The organism is Mycobacterium sp. (genome assembly GCF_040398885.1).
Classification (GTDB): Bacteria; Actinomycetota; Actinomycetes; order Mycobacteriales; family Mycobacteriaceae; genus Mycobacterium.
In genome coordinates this window covers 7254-24157 of the sequence record NZ_JBBATF010000026.1, presented here as the reverse complement: position 1 = coordinate 24157, position 16904 = coordinate 7254, and the positions used below count along the sequence as shown (strand labels likewise).

The following is a 16904-nucleotide window of genomic DNA, read 5'->3' as shown; positions in this document are numbered from 1 at the left end:
GTTGCTCAGCCCACCGGATGTACATCCGCATCAGCATCTCGGCCCAGTCGGCGGCATCCACCCCACCGGCGCCGGAACGGATGTTCACCAGCGCCTCCCGCTCGTCGTACTCCCCCGACAGCAGGGTGCGGACCTCGAGCGCCTCGACGTCGGCCTGCAGGGACTTCAGTTCGGCGTCCGCGTCCAGGAGAGCCTCGGCGCCCGCCGATCCGCCCTCCTCGGCCGCCAACTCGTAGAGCACCGGCAGGTCCTCGAGACGGCTGCGCAGCCCCTGCACCCGGCGCAGCTCGTTCTGGGCGTGCGACAGCTCGCTGGTGACCCGCTGGGCGTGGTTCTGGTCGTCCCAGAGGGACGGGTCGGACGCCTCGTGTTCGAGCTTCTCGATCCGGGCCTTGAGCGCCTCGACGTCCAGCACCCGCTCCACGGTCGTCAGGGTGGCGTCCAGCGCCGCGATCTCCGGCTGCCGATCGGTGTCCACGAGGTCTCACGTTACCGGCGGGGTCGCCCCGGTGATTACCATCCCAGGATGCGTCCTTACTACGTCGCGATCGTCGGCGCCGGCCCCTCGGGCTATTTCGCGGCCGCCTCCCTGCTGCGCTTCGCGGATTCGTCGGTCGCCGGCGGTGGCGCCGACGTCCACATCGACATGCTCGAAATGCTCCCGACCCCTTGGGGATTGGTGCGCTCCGGGGTGGCTCCCGATCATCCGAAGATCAAGTCGATCAGCCGCACCTTCGAGAAGACCGGGGCCGACCCGCGGTTCCGCTTCTTCGGCAATGTCGTGGTCGGCCGCGACGTGTCGGCCGACGACCTGGCCCAGCGCTACGACGCGGTGGTCTACGCGGTGGGCACCCAGTCCGACCGGGCCCTGGGCATCCCCGGCGAGGATCTGCCGGGCAGCGTGGCCGCGGTGGACTTCGTCGGCTGGTACAACGCCCACCCGCACTTCGCCGAGATGACCCCCGACATCTCCACCGGTCGGGCGGTGGTGATCGGCAACGGCAACGTCGCCATCGACGTCGCGCGCATCCTGGTCACCGATCCCGACGTGCTGGCCGTCACCGACATCGCCGACCATGCGCTGGACGCGCTGCATCGGCGCGGGGTCTCGGAGGTGGTCATCGTCGGGCGGCGCGGGCCGCTGCAGGGTGCGTTCACCACGCTGGAACTGCGCGAGCTCGGCGAGCTCGAGGGAGTCGACGTCGTCGTCGACCCCGCCGACCTGGAGGACATCACCGACGAGGACGCCGCGGCGGCCGGCAAGACGACCGCCGCCAACATCAAGGTGCTGCGCGGCTACTCCACCCGCGAGCACCGGGAAGGCATGCGCCGCATCACTTTCCGGTTCCACTCCTCCCCTATCGAGATCACCGGCAACGAGCGGGTCGAGACCATCGTGCTGGGACGCAACGAGCTGTTCACCGACGAGCACGGCCGTCAGGTCGCGCGCGACACCGGCCAGCGCGAGACCCTGCCCACCCAGCTGGTGGTCCGGGCCGTCGGCTACCGCGGGGTGGCCATTCCGGGCCTGCCGTTCGACGAGCGCTCCGGCACCATTCCGCATTCCGAGGGCCGCATCGCCGGGCGGGCCAACGACTACGTCGTCGGCTGGATCAAGCGCGGGCCGTCCGGGGTGATCGGCACCAACAAGAGCGACTCGCAGGACACCGTCGACACCCTGGTCGCCGACCTGACATCGGCACAGCCGCGCGAGGTCGGCCCCGACCATGCCGTCGAGCTGGCCCGCTGGGTGGTCGAGCGGCAGCCGCAGGTGGTCACCGAGGACCACTGGCAGCTGATCGACGCCCACGAGCGTTCGGCCGGCGAACCGCACGGCCGGCCGCGCCGCAAACTGGTCAGGGTGGCCGACATGCTGCGCATCGCGCACGGCTGACCCGCTTCACGCCCAAACCGACAAACGGGCGCGAAAATGCGAGTACAACCCGCCATTTCGTCGATCTCGGGCGGCCTGTTCAGCCGTTCAGCGGCTGCGGCGGGGCGAAGAACCAGTTGTCCGGATTCTTCGGCGAGTACACCACCGGGATCAACTGGCCCATGGTCGGCCAACTGGCGGCGTCGACGGTCATCCGCTGGTAGACCACGTGCTCGTTGACCGTCGGCCCGCTGATCACCCCGCTGATCGTGACGAACTGCTCGCCCGGCGCGTCCGGGGGCGGACTCACACCGGTCACCAGCAGGGTGCCCTGCGCCATTTCCCCGCGCGGGCCGCGCCGGCCCATCAACCTCGGCCCCAGCACCAGCGCCAGCGCGCCGAGGATCAGCAAAAGCACCGCGAATTCCATCACCCCACCATGGTAGGACTGCAGCCATGAGCACCAGCGAGGAGCCGAAGGCGGATCGCGCATGAGCACCAGCGAGGAGCCGAAGGCGGATCGCGCATGAGAACCGTGGCCGAGGATCTCGACCTGGCGCTGACCCTGGCCGCGCGCGCCGACGCCATCACCGCCGCCCGGTTCGGCGCACTGGATCTTCGGGTCGACCACAAACCCGACCTGACCCCGGTGACCGACGCCGACGAGGCGGTCGAGGCCGACCTTCGCGACGTGCTGGCCGAACAACGCCCGCGCGACGCCATTCTCGGCGAGGAACAAGGCGGGGAGCCGGTCTTGCACGGCCGCCAGTGGGTGATCGACCCGATCGACGGCACCAAGAACTTCGTACGCGGAGTTCCGTTGTGGGCCAGTCTCATTGCGCTCCTGGAGGACGGCGTTCCGACCGTCGGCGTGGTGAGCGCGCCGGCGATCGACCGCCGTTGGTGGGCCGGCCGCGGCCTGGGTGCGCACACCTCGGCCGGCGGTGCCGCGCCGCGTCGGCTCGCGGTCAGCGCCGTGCCCGATCTCGGCTCGGCGAGCCTGTCGTTCTCCAGCCTGTCCGGGTGGGCCGACCGCGGGCTGCGGGAGAACTTCATCGGCCTGACCGACGCCGTCTGGCGGGTCCGGGCGTTCGGCGACTTCTTCTCCTACTGCCTGGTGGCCGAGGGCGCGGTGGACATCGCCGCCGAACCGGAGGTCAAGTTGTGGGATCTGGCCGCGCTGGACGTGCTGGTCCGAGAGGCCGGCGGCACCTTCACCAACCTCGACGGCGTCCCCGGCCCGCACGGCGGCAGCGCGGTGGCCACCAACGGGCCGCTGCATCCGGCGGTGCTCGCCGCTCTCTCCGGCGTGTGAGCTTGCTTACACGCGGCCTGAACCTTACCGGAGAGTAAGATAGGTTCCCACCACTCCACTCGCTCCCCCGAGGCGGCCCGCGATGACCAACACCCTCCCCTCCAGAGCCGGCCTGCGCGCTCAGCAGAGCGCCGTCGGCCGGTATCGGCACAAACGATCGCCCCTCGACATCGGGATGGGCCTGCTCACACCACTGCTCGGCAGCGAGTTCCTCGACCGCCACGGTCTGCGCGACCCACTGAACAAGGCCCTGCGGTTCGGGGTTAAGCACGGCTTCGCCGCCGCCGGCGCCTCGACCCGCCAATTCAGGAAGATCCAGACCCGGGGCGGGCCGGCGACCCGGCTGTCCCGCAGCACCGCCGACTACTTCGACCTGACCCCCGACGACGACCAGAGAATGATCGTCGAGACGGTCAGGGAGTTCGCCGGAGAGATCCTGCGACCGGCCGCCCGGGAGGCCGACGACGCCGCCGCCGCCTACCCCGCCTACCTGATCGCCAAGGCCGCCGAACTCGGCGTCACCGCCATCAAGGTCCCCGAGGAATTCGACGGCATCGCCGAGCAGCGGACCGCGGTCACCAACGCCCTGGTCGCCGAGGCGCTGGCCTACGGCGATATGGGCCTGGCGCTGCCGATCGTGGCGCCCGGCGGGGTCGCCTCGGCGCTCACCCACTGGGGCAGCGCCGACCAGCAGGCCACCTACCTGAGGGAATTCGCCGGCGACCGCGTCCCGCAGGCCTGCGTGGCCATCGCCGAACCGCAGCCGCTGTTCGACCCCACCATGCTCAAGACCACCGCGGTACGCACCCCCGGCGGCTACCGGCTCGACGGCGTCAAGTCCCTGGTCCCGGCCGCCGCGGATGCCGAATTGTTCATTGTCGCAGCGCAATTCAACGGCAAGCCAACCCTGTTCATCGTCGAATCCGACACCGCCGGTGTCACCGTCAGGGCCGACCGCAGCATGGGCTTGCGGGCCGCCGGGATCGGGCAGGTCCGACTGGACAAGGTCACCGTGCCGCTGTCCGCGCGACTCGGGGAGGACGACGCCGACTGTGCGCGTGATTACTCGGACGCCGTCGCGCTGTCCCGGCTCGGCTGGGCCGCCCTGGCGGTCGGCACCTCACATGCCGTGCTGGACTACGTCATTCCCTACGTCAAGGAACGTGAGGCGTTCGGCGAACCGATCGCACGCCGTCAGGCGGTGGCCTTCATGTGCGCCGACATCGCCATCGAACTCGACGGCCTGCGCTTGATCACCTGGCGCGGGGCCTCCCGCGCCGATCAGGGCCTGCCCTTCGCCCGCGAGGCGGCGCTGGCAAAAAAGCTGGGCAGCGACAAGGGGATGCGGATCGGTCTCGACGGTGTGCAGTTGCTCGGCGGCCACGGGTACACCAAGGAACACCCGGTCGAGCGCTGGTACCGCGACCTGCGGGCCATCGGCGTCGCGGAAGGAGTGGTGGTTCTGTAATGGCGATCAATCTGGAAATGCCTCGCAAGCTGGAGGCCGTCATCGACATGGCGCACAAGGGGGCGGTGGGGATCTTCCGACCGATCTCCCGCAAGTACGACCTCGACGAGCACGCCTACCCCGTCGAACTCGACACCCTGGCCACCCTCTTCGAGGGCATCAGCGCGGCCAACACGGTGGCGTTCGCCGGCACCGACGCGTTCCGCGACGCCGAAGACGGACCCAAGGGAAACATCAACGGCGCCAACATGTCCGCGCTGTTGAACGCCCTCGAGATCTCCTGGGGTGACATCGCCCTGCTGCTCTCGGTGCCGCGTCAGGGCCTGGGCAACGCCGCGATCTCGGGGGTCGCCACCGACGAGCAGTTGGAGCGCCTCGGCAAGGGTGTCTGGGCGGCGATGGCCATCACCGAGCCGTCATTCGGATCGGACTCCGCGGCGGTGTCGACCACAGCGGTCCTCGACGGCGAGGACTACGTCATCAACGGCGAGAAGATCTACGTCACCGCCGGGGCGCGGGCCACCCACATCGTGGTGTGGGCCACCCTGGACCGCTCCAGGGGCCGGGGCGCGATCAAGTCGTTCATCGTGCCGCGCGAACACCCCGGCGTGACCGTCGAGCGACTCGAGCACAAATTGGGCATCAAGGCCTCCGACACCGCGGCGATCCGCTTCGAGAACGTCCGGATTCCCAGGGAGAACCTGCTCGGCAGCCCGGAGATCGAGGTGGAGAAGGGCTTCGCCGGGGTGATGGAGACCTTCGACAACACCCGGCCCATCGTCGCGGCTATGGCCGTGGGGGTGGCCCGCGCCGCACTGGAGGAACTGCGCGACATCCTCACCAGAGTTGGGGTGGAGATCTCCTACGACAAGCCGGCACACGCCCAGAGCGCCCCCGCGGCGGAGTTCCTGCGGATGGAGGCCGACTGGGAGGCGGCATACCTTCTCACGGTGCGGTCGGCCTGGCAGGCCGACAACGGCATACCCAACTCCAAGGAAGCCTCGATGGCCAAGGCCAAGGCGGCCCGGGTCGGCAGCGACGTCACGCTCAAAGCCGTCGAACTGGCCGGCACAACGGGCTATTCCGAGCAGACACTGCTGGAGAAATGGGCCCGGGACTCCAAGATCCTCGACATCTTCGAGGGCACCCAACAGATTCAGCTGCTGGTGGTGGCGCGCCGGCTGCTGGGCTTGAGCTCCGCCGAGCTCAAATAGGGCCGAGCGCGTAACGTCGAACCTGACGGGGATGATCGAAAGTAGGCGGACAACTTTTGCCGGTGAGGAAGCCATGTCGAGAAGTGGACGCTTCGTCGCGCTGATCGCGGCGGTGGGCGCGATCTCCGTCGCCGTCGGACCACCGGCGGCGGCCAATCCCGCGCCCGACGACCAGTCCGCCGACGAGATCATCGAACAGCTCGAGGCCCAGGGCTACGACGTGCAGATCAACTGGGTCAGGGGCGGCCTGTACGGCCCGCTGTCAGACTGCCAGGTGTCGGCGATCCACAACCCCAATCGTTCAGGGGAGCCGCCGGCGACTTTCACGACCGTCTATGTCGACGTCGCCTGCCCCGACGACTGGCTCACCGACCTCGGTTTCGGTTTCGGTCTCGGGACCAATCCCGGTCTCGGTTGGGGGCTCGGTTTCTGATCACAACGAGAAGCGGGCCGACCGGCTGCTGCCGGCGGCCCGCTTCTCGATCGGGATCAGCTCTGGGGCGTCGCGCCCAGAACCCGCTGCAGGTCCGGCTTCATCGCCTGAAGCTCGCGACCCCAGTAGGCCCAGTTGTGGGTGCCGTTGTCCGGGAAGTTGAACACCCCGTTGCGACCGCCGGCCGCGAGGTAGTTGTCGCGGAACGTGCGGTTGGTGCGGATGGTCAGGCCCTCCAGGAAGGTGGCCGGCACGTCGCCGCCGCCGAGTTCGTTGGGCTGCCCGTTGCCGCAATAGACCCACAGCCGGGCGTTGTTGGCCACCAGACGCGGGATCTGCTCCATCGGGTCGTTGCGCTTCCAGGCCGGATCGCTCGACGGTCCCCACATGTCGTCGGACTTGTAGCCGCCGGCGTCACCCATCGAGATGTTGATCAGGCCCGGCCACCACCCCTCGGACGGGTTCAGGAAGCCCGACATCGCACCGGCGTAGATGTACTGGCCCGGGTGCCATGCCGCCAGGGTCAGCGCCGCCGACCCGGCCATCGACAGGCCGATCGCGGCGCTGCCGTTCGGCTTGACCTGCTTGTTGGCGGCCAGCCAGGCCGGCGCCTCCTGGGTCAGGAAGGTCTCCCACTTGTAGGTGGAGCAACCGGCCTTGCCGCAGGCGGGACGGTACCAGTCCGAGTAGAAGCTGGACTGGCCGCCGACGGGCATCGAGACCGACAGCCCGGAGCCCAGGTACCACTCGAAGGCCTGAGTATTGATATCCCAGCCGTTGTAGTCGTCCTGTGCGCGCAGGCCGTCGAGAAGCCAGACGTTCGGCGAGTTGGCACCGCCGCTCTGGAACTGGACCCGGATGTTCTTGCCCATCGCGGCCGACGGCACGTCGAGGTACTCGACGGGCAGGCCCGGACGCGAGAAGGCGCCCGCGGTGGCCGACCCACCGGCGAGGCCGACCAGGCCCGGCAGCGCCGCCGCGGCGGTCGCCGCCACGGCAAGACGGCGTGACCAACCACGCACTTTGTCGGAGACGGAATTCACCGATCCACCCCACTCTTTCTGTTGCCCCGGAATTGTCGGATTTAAGAGACGAGTAAAACATGTTGGCTATCGCTGATGAAATCGAGGGCGTTACGGTGCGGCTGTTTCCAGGCCCGAACGCCCTTGTCCACATCGCTTGGGCAAAAGTAATGTCAGCTTCAGTTTCTCGCCCTCGCACTATCCGGGAGCACCCATGGAATCCTTCGTTCACCTGCGTAAAGGCACCACTCCGCGGCGGTTGCACGCCGACCTCGACGGGTTGAAGGACGACGAACTGGGCCGCGGCGGCTTCACCGGGCGAACGGCGAATTTCTTCCGGCGGCACGATCCGACGGCCTACCGCGCCGCCGGCCCCCTGCGGCCCGTCGACGTGCTGGCCGACCAACTCAAACCCGGGGACGCCGCGGATGCGGCCGGGGCCCCGCTGCTGCTGTTCTCCAACCCGGACTGCCGCATCCTGCTCAGCCGGCGGTCCGAACCGATGCCGTTCTTCGTCCGCTGGGTCGACGGTGACCTGCTGTGTTTCGTCCATCAGGGCCACGGCCGGCTGGAGACCGAGTTCGGGCCGCTGGACTACCGCGCCGGGGACTGGGTCTACCTGCCGAAGGCCTGCACCTGGCGGCACGTGCCGTCCACGGAAGGCGCCTGGCTGATGATCGAGGCGACCGACGAGTTCCGCACCCCGCCACCGGGTCCGCTCGGACGGCATTGGCCGTTCGACCCCGCCCAGGCCGTCATCCCGGAACCGGCCCCCGTCGGCGAGGACGATCGGGACGAGTACGAAGTCCGCCTCGTCCACCGCGAGGTCGACGGGGTCGAGACGACCTCGCTGTTCTACAAGCACAACCCGATGGACGTCGAGGGCTGGCGCGGGGACAACTTCCCGTTCACCTTCAACATCGCGGACTACAACGTCGTCACCTCCGACAGCGTGCATCTGCCGGCGATGGTGCACCTCTTCATGGAGGCCACCGGGGTCTACGTGTGCAACTTCCTGCCCAAGCCCGCCGAGGGCGTCGCCGGCACCGAACGCACGCCCTGGTATCACCGCAACGTCGACTTCGACGAGGTCGCGTTCTTCCACGGCGGCTCGCTGTACGGCCAGCCCATGCCGCCGGGATTGATCAGTCACGCCCCGCAGGGTGTCCACCACGGCGCCCCCGAGCGCGTCCGGGAACGGGCCCGGCGCAAGTTCGGCGAGTACGGCACCGTCGACTGGAAGGTGATCGCCGTCGACACCCGACGCCGGCTCACACCGTCGCCCGAGGTCGTCGCGGCCGATCTGGGCCAGCATTCGTGACCTACGACCGAATTCCGTATCTGGTTGCGTTCCAGAACGATTCGGGGGTCCGGGATGTCTACGGCGGCCTGGCCGAGATCGTCGTCCTGGAGTGCTTCCTGCTGAAGCCCGACGTTCCCTCCGACACCGTGCTGGTGTTGATGCACCCGATCGGCGGCGGGGCCTACCTGCCCATGGTGAACGCCCTGGCCCGGGCCGGCCACCACGTCGTCTACGCGGGCAGCCGCTTCCGCGGCACCGACTCCGCGCTGATCATGGAGAAGGTGGTCGCCGACCTCGGCGAAGTGATCGAAGACGCCACGACCCGGCTGGGCTATGCCAAGGTCGTGCTGGCCGGATGGAGTGGCGGCGGATCGCTGTCGCTGTTCTACCAACAGCAGGCGGCGCGTCTCGGGCTGATCCCGGCCGACGGCATCCTGCTGCTGGCCGCGCACATCAGCCGGCACGGCACGCTCACCGAGTGGCTGGACGCCTCCATCCTCGACGAGTCCGACCCGAGCGACAAAGATCCCGAACTCGACCTCTACAACCCCGACAACCCCAACCAGCCGCCGTATTCGCCGGAGTTCCTGGCGCGCTACCGCGGCGCCCAGATCGCGCGGAACCGCCGAATCACCCGCTGGGTCAAGGACAAACTCGCCGAACTCGAGTCCGAAGGCCGCGGCGACGAGGAGTTCTGCTTCGTGGTGCACGGCACCATGGCCGACCCGCGCTGGCTCGACCCGGCCGTCGACCCCAACGACCGCCAGCCCGGCACCTGTTATCTGGGCGACCCGCGCACCGTCAACAACTCCCCCATCGGGCTGGCCCGGTTCTGTTCGCTGCGCAGCTGGCTCTCGCAGTGGAGTTACGACGACGCCCCGGCCGACGGGCAGGCCTGCGGGCGCGACATCACGGTGCCCACCCTGGTGATCGGGAATCTGGCCGACGACGCCTGCACGCCCAGCCACACCCGGCGGTTGTTCGACGCGATCGCCCACCAAGATAAGGAGATGCACGAGATTCCCGGCGCGAACCACTACTACTCCGGTCCCGACCAGAAGCAGGCCCTGGGACAAGCGGTGGACATCATCACCGACTGGCTCGGGCGGCACGGGCTCTCGCGGGTGCTTCGGTGACCGGCGCGCTCGACGGCATCCGGGTGCTCGAGGTCGGCACCCTCATCTCCGGCCCGTTCGCGGGCCGGCTGCTCGGGGACATGGGCGCCGAGGTCATCAAGATCGAACCGCCCGGCTCCCCCGACCCGCTGCGCACCTGGGGGCAGGCCGAAGTCGACGGGCACCGGTTCTTCTGGACCGTCCACGCGCGCAACAAGAAAGCCGCCACGCTGAACCTGCGGGACCCGCGTGGCAGGGAACTGTTCCTCGACCTGGTGGAGCGCTCCGACATCGTCGTGGAGAACTTCCGCCCGGGCACGCTGGAGAAATGGCGACTCGGGTACGACGTTCTGCGCGAACGCAATCCGGGCATCATCCTGGTCCGGGTCTCCGGCTACGGACAGACCGGACCGGACGCGCACAAAGCCGGCTACGCCTCCGTCGCCGAGGCGGTCTCGGGACTGCGCCACATGAACGGCTTCCCCGGCGGGCCGCCGCCGCGACTGGCGCTGTCGCTGGGCGACAGCCTGGCCGGAATGTTCGCCGCCCAAGGCGCGCTGGCCGCGCTGTACCGGCGAACCGTCACCGGCGAGGGTCAGGTGGTCGACGCCGCGCTGACCGAAGCCTGCCTGGCCATCCAGGAATCGACCATCCCCGACTACGACGTCGGCGGGGTGGTCCGCGGGCCGTCGGGCACCCGGCTGGAAGGTATCGCCCCGTCCAACATCTACCGGAGCGCCGACGGCAGCTGGGTGGTGATCGCCGCCAACCAGGACACCGTGTTCCGGCGGCTCTGCGCGGCGATGGGCCAACCCGAACTCGCCACCGACCCCCGGTTCGTCGACCACGCGGCCCGCGGACGCAACCAGGACCGCATCGACGACATCATCGGCGCCTGGGCGGCCACCCGCCAACCCGGCGACATCATCGAAACCCTCAGCGCCGCAGGGGTCATCGCCGGCCCGATCAACACCGTCGCCGAGGTGGTCGATGATCCGCAACTACGCGCCCGTGGGACACTGGTCGAGCACTACGACGAGCGCACCGGCCGGAATGTCCTGGGCCCCGGCGTCATTCCGGCGTTGTCCGCCACACCGGGAGGTGTGCGCAACGCCGGATCGGCCCGGCCGGGGCAGCACAACGACGAGGTCTACGGCCGCCTGCTGGGCCTGGAAGACGCGGAGATCACCGCGCTGACCGAACAAGGAGTCTTGTGAGCATGCATGTAACCATCCGCGAAGTCGCGCTGCGCGACGGCCTGCAGATCGAGAGCCCGATCCCGTTGGCGGCCAAGCTCGAACTGCTCGCCGCGATCGCCGCCACCGGGGTGCGCGAGGTGGAGGCCACCGCCTTCGTCTCACCCTCCAAGGTGCCCGCACTGGCCGACGCGCCCGAACTGGCGGCCGCCCTGGCCGACTTCCCCGACATCGAGTTCTCCGCGCTGGTCGCCAGCCCGAACGGCGTTCACCGCGCCATCGCGGCGGGGTTCCGGTCGGTGGAGTACGTGGTGTCGGCGTCCGACGGACACAGCCGGGCCAACGTCGGGCGCAGCAGTGCCGAGGCCGCCGCCCAGATCGCCGACATCACCGCCATCGCCCACGATGCCGGCGTCAGCGTCGAAGTGATCATCTCCGCATCCTGGGACTGCCCGTTCGACGGACCCACCCCCACCCGACGTGTCCTGGACGTGGTCGACGCCGCCTGTCGATTCGATGCCGACCGGATCGCCATCGCCGACACCATCGGCACCGCCACCCCCGGCCGGGTCACCGAATTGGTCGAACTGGTCGCGCCCCGCGTCGGCCGCCGACCCCTGGGCGCGCATTTCCACAACACCCGCGGCGCCGGCCTGGCCAGTGCCTGGGCCGCTGTCACCGCCGGCGTCAGCCGACTGGACTCCTCGGTGGGCGGCCTGGGCGGCTGCCCCTTCGCCCCGGGCGCAAGCGGCAACATCGCCACCGAGGATCTGGTGTACCTACTGCGCGACAGCGGGGTCGGCGTCGACGTCGACCTCGACGCCGCGATCGAGGCGGCCCGGGTGGCCCAATCGGTGGTGGGCCACCCGTTGCCCAGTTCCCTGCTTCGGGCAGGTGACCGCCTGCCGTGACCGAACCCGCCGCGCGGCCGCTGTCCGGCAAGGGCCGAAAGACCCGCCGGGCTATCGCGGAGGCCGCACGGAACCTGTTCGCGCAGCGCGGCTTTCACGGGACCACCGTCGCCGACATCACCTCGGCGGCGGGAAGGTCGCCGGGCTCGTTCTACCGCTACTTCGTCGACAAGGCGGACTTGCTGGCCGCTCTGGCCGAGGATTTCCTCGGCGAGGTCGTCGATCTTCCGATGGTCCCCGACGACGGCGACTACTTCACCTCGGCGGTCGGCGTCTACTGGGCCATGTTCAAACCCAACATCGGGGTGATGACGGCGGTCGACCAACTGGCCGGCACCGAGGTCCGATTCGCACAGCTGCAGAACCGGTTCCGCCGCTTCGGCACGGACATCGTCCGCGGCTCGGTCCGGCGCGCGCAACAGCAGGGTCACGCCCGCGATCTCGACGTCGACCACACCGCACTGGCGATCGCCCTGATGTTCGAGCGCTTCACCGGTGTCTGCCTGGCGGCCGGAATCTCCGACGACGCCGCCGTCGGCACCCTGTCCACGATCTGGCGGAAGACCCTCTACGGCGACTGTCATTCGCCGCCCGGCAAGGGTATAGCTGGAGAGTCCGTTGGTTGCGCTGTATTCCCACCTCAGCGGTGACAGTTATCACCACTTCATACTTTGCCTGTCCTTGATCTCAAGGCTATAGTGATATCCAGGCCCGCCGGTGACGGCGGGGAACAACGACAAACCGAATCAGGAGCCATTCCCGTGAAGTGGAAGATCGCGACCGCCTCTGTCGTCGCCGCTGCAATCATGTCGGCCCCAGTGGCCGCTGCCGCCCCCGCCAACAGCAACGGAAGCGGCAGCAACGCCGGTCCGCGTAACACCATCGGAAAGACCATCTCGGAGATCGCCAAGAACGGCGGCGGTTCCGCCGGCGTCCTGGGCGCCCTGGTGAACTTCAAGCCCAACAACAAGGGCCTGGCCAAGGCCCTGCAGAACGCGCTGAATCCCAAGCCGAAGCCCACCCCGGAGCCCACGCCCGAGCCTGTCGCGTAGTCGACGCCGAGGATGCCCCCGCCCGACGGCGGGGGCATCTTCGTCTGTGCGGCCTAAAATCGGCCCATGACCTTGCAGCGCCTGCTGACCGATCCCGCCATGGCCGGCACCTGGACGTGCGAACCGGAGGGATCCGCAGTCCGGTTCGTCAACCAGACGCTGTGGGGCCTGATCCCGGTCAAGGGCCGGTTCACCGATTTCACCGGCGAAGCCCTAATCTCCGACGGCCGGCTGTCCGGACGCCTGGTCGTCCGCGCCGACTCGGTGCGCACCGGCATCGGCATGCGCGATCGGCACCTACGCGGCCCGGACTTCTTCGACGTCGCCGACCATCCCGAGATCGTCGTGGAGGTCACCGGCTCCGCGGCGGGCGACCTCGCCACGAACCTGACCGTCCGCGGCACCACATTCGCGGTACCGCTGACCACCACGGCAACCCGGCGGGACGACGACTCCTTCACGGTGGCCGCACGCGGCCGGATCGACCGGACCAGGTGGGGCGTCAGCGGCAATATGCTGGGCATGATGCCGTCGACGACCGTCCTGATGGTCGACGCCGCATTCAACCGGACGCAGTCGAACACGGGCTAGTCTGAGCCGATGTGCTCCCAGCCGCTGCACATCCTGAACTACAGCAGCAATGCCGCGACCCGCGAACAGGTCCGGCTCGCCCTCGGCACCCGCGTCCATCCCGAGTTGCCGGAGCTGACCTACACCGACGTCGCCACCGCGCCCATGGTCATCCAGCTGATGGACGCCGGCGGGTTCGACCTGGTCATCCTGGACGGCGAGTCGTCCCCCTTCGGCGGCCTGGGTATCGCCAAGCAACTCAAGGACGAGATCGCGGACTGCCCGCCGGTCCTGGTGATCACCGGCCGGGCCGACGACGCCTGGCTGGCCAGTTGGTCACGGGCCGAGGCCGCCGTCCCGCACCCGATCGACCCGATCCAACTCGGCGACGCGGTGGTCGGCCTGTTGCGCTCGCCGGTCCAATAACCCCCGCTAGGCTGTGTCTCAGATCATATCCACGTAGGCGAGGAGCGCCATCGGCATGAGCCTCTACACCCCGATCCTGGTGTTGGCGGCCATTGCGGCGGTCTTCGCGGTGGTGTCGGTGGCGGTCGCCGTCGTCGTAGGCCCGCGCCGGTACAACCGGGCCAAGCTGGCCGCCTACGAGTGCGGCATCGAGCCGGTGGCCGGCCCGAGCGGACTGGCGCAGGTCGGCCAGCGCTTCCCGATCAAGTACTACCTGACCGCGATGTTGTTCATCGTCTTCGACATCGAGATCGTGTTCCTCTATCCGTGGGCGGTGTCGTTCGATCGGCTGGGCACCTTCGCCCTGGTCGAGATGGCGATCTTCATGGCGACGGTGTTCGTCGCCTATGCGTACGTGTGGCGGCGAGGCGGCCTCGAGTGGGACTAGAGGAATCGTTGCCGGGCGGCATCCTGCTGTCCACGGTGGAGAAGGTGGCAGGATTCGTCCGGTCCGGATCGCTGTGGCCGGCGACCTTCGGGCTCGCCTGCTGCGCGATCGAGATGATGGCCACGGCGGGCCCGCGGTTCGACATCGCCCGCTTCGGCATGGAGCGGTTCTCCGCCACTCCGCGCCAGGCCGACCTGATGATCGTGGCCGGCCGGGTCAGCCAGAAGATGGCCCCGGTGCTGCGTCAGGTGTACGACCAGATGGCCGAACCCAAGTGGGTTCTGGCCATGGGGGTTTGCGCCTCCAGTGGCGGGATGTTCAACAACTACGCGATCGTCCAGGGCGTCGATCACGTGGTGCCGGTGGACATCTACCTGCCCGGCTGCCCGCCCCGACCGGAAATGCTGCTCAATGCGATCCTGGCGCTGCACGCCAAGATCGCCGACATGCCGCTGGGTGTGAACCGGACCGAGGCGGTCGCCGCCGCGGAGCAGGCCGCGCTGGCCGCCAGGCCGACCATCGAGCTCAAGGGGCTGCTGCGGTGAGCGAGAGCGTGGCGGAGGGCAGGAGCGAAGCGACCGGGGATACAACACCGGAGGGCAGGAGCGAAGCGACCGGGGATGCAACACCGGAGGTGATCGGCGTACGCCGGGGCATGTTCGGCATCACCGGCAGCGGTGACACCTCCGGTTACGGCCGGTTGGTCAGCCCGGTCGCCCTGCCCGGCGGCACACCCCGTCCCTACGGCGGCTACTTCGACGACGTCGTCGACCGGTTGGCCGCCGTACTGGGCCAGGCGGCCTTCGACGCCGCCGTCGAACGGGTGGTGGTGAACCGCGATCAGCTGACCCTGGACGTCCGCCGCGAGCACCTGCAGGCGGTGGCCCGCGCGTTGCGTGACGACGAGCGCCTCCGGTTCGAATTGTGTTGTGGCGTATCGGGTGTGCACTATCCCGACGACACCGGCCGGGAACTGCACGCCTACTACCCGTTGATGTCCATCACCCACAATCGGCGGGTCCACCTGGAGGTGGCCTGCCCGGACTCCGACCCGCACATCCCGTCGCTGTTCGCGGTCTACCCGACCTGCGACTGGCATGAACGCGAAACCTACGACTTCTTCGGCATCGTCTTCGACGGCCATCCGGGCCTGACCCGCATCGAGATGCCCGATGACTGGGTTGGCCACCCGCAGCGCAAGGACTATCCGCTCGGCGGGGTGCCGGTCGAGTACCACGGCGCCCAGATCCCGCCGCCCGACCAGCGCAGGTCGTACCGCTGATGACGGCGCAGAGTTTCGAGCAGGACCCGGTGATCGTCCTCGGCGGCCAGGACTGGGACGAGATCGTCAGCGCCGCGAAAGAGGGCCTGGCCGGTGAGCGCATCGTGGTCAACATGGGGCCCCAGCACCCTTCCACCCACGGGGTGCTGCGACTGATCCTGGAGATCGAGGGCGAGACGGTGGTCGAAGCCCGTTGCGGCATAGGCTATTTGCACACCGGCATCGAGAAGAACCTGGAGTACCGCACCTGGACCCAGGGCGTCACCTTCGTGACCCGGATGGATTACCTGTCGCCCTTCTTCAACGAGGCCGCCTACTGCCTCGGGGTGGAGCGACTGCTGGGTGTCACTGACGACATCCCGGCGCGCGCCTCGGTGATCCGGGTGATGCTCATGGAACTGAACCGGATCTCGTCGCACCTGGTGGCGCTGGCCACCGGCGGTATGGAACTCGGCGCGATGACCCCGATGTTCTTCGGCTTCCGGGAACGGGAGGCGATCCTGACCGTATTCGAGGCCATCACCGGCCTGCGGATGAACCACGCCTACATCCGGCCCGGCGGTCTGGCCGCGGACCTGCCCGAGGACGGGCCGCAGCGAGTGGCCGAACTGCTCAGGATCCTGCCCGGACGGCTCGATGAACTGGCCTCGCTGCTGACCGAGAGCCACATCTGGAAGGCCCGCACCCAGGGCATCGGATACCTGGACCTGACCGGCTGCATGGCGCTGGGCGTCACCGGCCCGGTACTGCGCTCGACCGGCCTGCCGCACGACCTGCGCAAGGCCCAACCCTATTGCGGTTACGAGACTTACGACTTCGAGGTGGTGACCGCCGACACCGCCGACTGCTACGGCCGCTACCTGATCCGGGTGCGCGAGATGCACGAGTCGCTGAAAATCGTGGAGCAGTGCCTGCAGCGACTCGAGCCGGGCCCGGTGATGATCGAGGACAAGAAGTTGGCCTGGCCGGCCGACCTGCAACTAGGGCCGGACGGGCTGGGCAACTCCCCCGCCCACATCGCCCGGATCATGGGCAAGTCGATGGAAGGCCTGATCCACCACTTCAAGATCGTCACCGAGGGGTTCCGGGTCCCGGCCGGCCAGGTCTACAGCGCCGTGGAGTCCCCGCGGGGCGAACTCGGCGTGCACATGGTGTCCGACGGCGGCACCCGCCCCTACCGGGTGCACTACCGGGATCCCAGCTTCACCAATCTGCAAGCCGTGGCGGCGATGTGCGAGGGCGGCATGGTCGCCGACGTGATCGCCGCGGTCGCGAGCATCGACCCGGTGATGGGAGG

General features: G+C 68.8%; 20 protein-coding genes. 17 read left to right on the top strand and 3 right to left on the bottom strand.

Annotation, left to right across the window (positions count from 1 at the left end; all coding sequences use genetic code 11):
* Positions 1 to 478, bottom strand: a 478-nt coding sequence (locus ADBZ5U_RS04455; RefSeq protein ID WP_526262779.1) for a PCRF domain-containing protein, incomplete at its 3' end; no start/stop codon positions are given.
* Between the two features lie 48 nt (positions 479 to 526).
* On the opposite strand from ADBZ5U_RS04455, the gene ADBZ5U_RS04450 reads away from it, so the two are divergent.
* Positions 527 to 1894 (top strand): FAD-dependent oxidoreductase, encoded by a 1368-nt coding sequence (locus ADBZ5U_RS04450; protein WP_526262777.1) that lies wholly within the window; start codon positions 527 to 529, stop codon positions 1892 to 1894.
* Positions 1895 to 1973: 79 nt separating this feature from the next.
* On the opposite strand, the gene ADBZ5U_RS04445 is transcribed toward ADBZ5U_RS04450, so the two are convergent.
* A complete protein-coding gene (locus tag ADBZ5U_RS04445) occupies positions 1974 to 2306 on the bottom strand; it encodes a hypothetical protein (RefSeq protein WP_526262775.1) in 333 nt (110 codons plus the stop codon).
* Positions 2307 to 2399: 93 nt separating this feature from the next.
* Here ADBZ5U_RS04445 and hisN point away from each other — a divergent pair, with 93 nt between their 5' ends.
* From hisN to ADBZ5U_RS04425, 4 genes are all read left to right on the top strand, one after another.
* Positions 2400 to 3188 carry a histidinol-phosphatase gene (gene hisN, locus ADBZ5U_RS04440; protein WP_526262773.1) on the top strand — a complete coding sequence of 263 codons (789 nt, stop codon included), beginning with the start codon at positions 2400 to 2402 and terminating at the stop codon, positions 3186 to 3188.
* Positions 3189 to 3270: 82 nt separating this feature from the next.
* The gene (locus tag ADBZ5U_RS04435; protein WP_526262771.1) at positions 3271 to 4656 is read left to right on the top strand and encodes an acyl-CoA dehydrogenase family protein; all 1386 of its coding nucleotides are present in this window, start codon (positions 3271 to 3273) and stop codon (positions 4654 to 4656) included.
* The gene (locus ADBZ5U_RS04430) at positions 4656 to 5870 is read left to right on the top strand and encodes an acyl-CoA dehydrogenase family protein (RefSeq protein WP_526262769.1); all 1215 of its coding nucleotides are present in this window, start codon (positions 4656 to 4658) and stop codon (positions 5868 to 5870) included. The genes ADBZ5U_RS04435 and ADBZ5U_RS04430 overlap by 1 nt, the downstream gene beginning before the upstream one ends.
* Before the next feature lie 73 nt (positions 5871 to 5943).
* A complete protein-coding gene (locus tag ADBZ5U_RS04425; protein ID WP_526262767.1) occupies positions 5944 to 6303 on the top strand; it encodes a hypothetical protein in 360 nt (119 codons plus the stop codon).
* A gap of 56 nt (positions 6304 to 6359) precedes the next feature.
* On the opposite strand, the gene ADBZ5U_RS04420 is transcribed toward ADBZ5U_RS04425, so the two are convergent.
* Positions 6360 to 7346 (bottom strand): alpha/beta hydrolase, encoded by a 987-nt coding sequence (locus ADBZ5U_RS04420; protein WP_526262765.1) that lies wholly within the window; start codon positions 7344 to 7346, stop codon positions 6360 to 6362.
* Between the two features lie 193 nt (positions 7347 to 7539).
* Here ADBZ5U_RS04420 and ADBZ5U_RS04415 point away from each other — a divergent pair, with 193 nt between their 5' ends.
* The 12 genes from ADBZ5U_RS04415 to ADBZ5U_RS04360 all read left to right on the top strand — a co-directional run.
* The gene (locus tag ADBZ5U_RS04415) at positions 7540 to 8646 is read left to right on the top strand and encodes a homogentisate 1,2-dioxygenase (RefSeq protein ID WP_526262763.1); all 1107 of its coding nucleotides are present in this window, start codon (positions 7540 to 7542) and stop codon (positions 8644 to 8646) included.
* Positions 8643 to 9764, top strand: a complete 1122-nt coding sequence (locus tag ADBZ5U_RS04410) for an alpha/beta hydrolase (protein ID WP_526262761.1) — start codon at positions 8643 to 8645, stop codon at positions 9762 to 9764. Before ADBZ5U_RS04415 ends, ADBZ5U_RS04410 begins: the two co-directional genes overlap by 4 nt.
* A complete protein-coding gene (locus ADBZ5U_RS04405) occupies positions 9761 to 10960 on the top strand; it encodes a CaiB/BaiF CoA transferase family protein (protein ID WP_526262759.1) in 1200 nt (399 codons plus the stop codon). The genes ADBZ5U_RS04410 and ADBZ5U_RS04405 overlap by 4 nt, the downstream gene beginning before the upstream one ends.
* A 2-nt stretch (positions 10961 to 10962) precedes the next feature.
* Positions 10963 to 11850: a hydroxymethylglutaryl-CoA lyase gene (locus ADBZ5U_RS04400; RefSeq protein ID WP_526262757.1), complete on the top strand. Its 888-nt coding sequence runs from the start codon at positions 10963 to 10965 to the stop codon at positions 11848 to 11850.
* Positions 11847 to 12500, top strand: coding sequence for a TetR/AcrR family transcriptional regulator (locus ADBZ5U_RS04395; protein ID WP_526262755.1), 654 nt, complete (start codon positions 11847 to 11849; stop codon positions 12498 to 12500). Before ADBZ5U_RS04400 ends, ADBZ5U_RS04395 begins: the two co-directional genes overlap by 4 nt.
* Positions 12501 to 12656: 156 nt before the next feature.
* Positions 12657 to 12902 (top strand): hypothetical protein, encoded by a 246-nt coding sequence (locus ADBZ5U_RS04390; RefSeq protein ID WP_526262753.1) that lies wholly within the window; start codon positions 12657 to 12659, stop codon positions 12900 to 12902.
* Positions 12903 to 12968: 66 nt separating this feature from the next.
* Positions 12969 to 13493, top strand: a complete 525-nt coding sequence (locus ADBZ5U_RS04385; protein WP_526262751.1) for a YceI family protein — start codon at positions 12969 to 12971, stop codon at positions 13491 to 13493.
* Positions 13494 to 13502: 9 nt separating this feature from the next.
* A complete protein-coding gene (locus ADBZ5U_RS04380) occupies positions 13503 to 13898 on the top strand; it encodes an Rv3143 family two-component system response regulator (RefSeq protein WP_526262749.1) in 396 nt (131 codons plus the stop codon).
* A gap of 55 nt (positions 13899 to 13953) precedes the next feature.
* Positions 13954 to 14325 carry an NADH-quinone oxidoreductase subunit A gene (locus tag ADBZ5U_RS04375; protein ID WP_526262747.1) on the top strand — a complete coding sequence of 124 codons (372 nt, stop codon included), beginning with the start codon at positions 13954 to 13956 and terminating at the stop codon, positions 14323 to 14325.
* Complete coding sequence (locus ADBZ5U_RS04370) at positions 14316 to 14870, top strand: NADH-quinone oxidoreductase subunit B (protein ID WP_526262745.1); 555 nt, start codon at positions 14316 to 14318, stop codon at positions 14868 to 14870. The genes ADBZ5U_RS04375 and ADBZ5U_RS04370 overlap by 10 nt, the downstream gene beginning before the upstream one ends.
* Positions 14871 to 14959: 89 nt before the next feature.
* Positions 14960 to 15607: an NADH-quinone oxidoreductase subunit C gene (locus ADBZ5U_RS04365; protein ID WP_526262783.1), complete on the top strand. Its 648-nt coding sequence runs from the start codon at positions 14960 to 14962 to the stop codon at positions 15605 to 15607.
* Positions 15607 to 16904, top strand: a 1298-nt coding sequence (locus ADBZ5U_RS04360) for an NADH-quinone oxidoreductase subunit D (RefSeq protein ID WP_526262743.1), incomplete at its 3' end; no start/stop codon positions are given. The genes ADBZ5U_RS04365 and ADBZ5U_RS04360, both read left to right, overlap by 1 nt.

What these genes read in the sequence shown, in the direction of transcription:
- ADBZ5U_RS04450 (WP_526262777.1), top strand. Translation starts at nt 527, where the DNA reads ATGCGTCCTTACTACGTCGCGATCGTCGGCGCCGGCCCCTCGGGCTAT.
- hisN (WP_526262773.1), top strand. Translation starts at nt 2,400, where the DNA reads ATGAGAACCGTGGCCGAGGATCTCGACCTGGCGCTGACCCTGGCCGCG.
- ADBZ5U_RS04435 (WP_526262771.1), top strand. Translation starts at nt 3,271, where the DNA reads ATGACCAACACCCTCCCCTCCAGAGCCGGCCTGCGCGCTCAGCAGAGC.
- ADBZ5U_RS04430 (WP_526262769.1), top strand. Translation starts at nt 4,656, where the DNA reads ATGGCGATCAATCTGGAAATGCCTCGCAAGCTGGAGGCCGTCATCGAC.
- ADBZ5U_RS04425 (WP_526262767.1), top strand. Translation starts at nt 5,944, where the DNA reads ATGTCGAGAAGTGGACGCTTCGTCGCGCTGATCGCGGCGGTGGGCGCG.
- ADBZ5U_RS04415 (WP_526262763.1), top strand. Translation starts at nt 7,540, where the DNA reads ATGGAATCCTTCGTTCACCTGCGTAAAGGCACCACTCCGCGGCGGTTG.
- ADBZ5U_RS04400 (WP_526262757.1), top strand. Translation starts at nt 10,963, where the DNA reads ATGCATGTAACCATCCGCGAAGTCGCGCTGCGCGACGGCCTGCAGATC.
- ADBZ5U_RS04390 (WP_526262753.1), top strand. Translation starts at nt 12,657, where the DNA reads ATGTCGGCCCCAGTGGCCGCTGCCGCCCCCGCCAACAGCAACGGAAGC.
- ADBZ5U_RS04385 (WP_526262751.1), top strand. Translation starts at nt 12,969, where the DNA reads ATGACCTTGCAGCGCCTGCTGACCGATCCCGCCATGGCCGGCACCTGG.
- ADBZ5U_RS04380 (WP_526262749.1), top strand. Translation starts at nt 13,503, where the DNA reads ATGTGCTCCCAGCCGCTGCACATCCTGAACTACAGCAGCAATGCCGCG.
- ADBZ5U_RS04375 (WP_526262747.1), top strand. Translation starts at nt 13,954, where the DNA reads ATGAGCCTCTACACCCCGATCCTGGTGTTGGCGGCCATTGCGGCGGTC.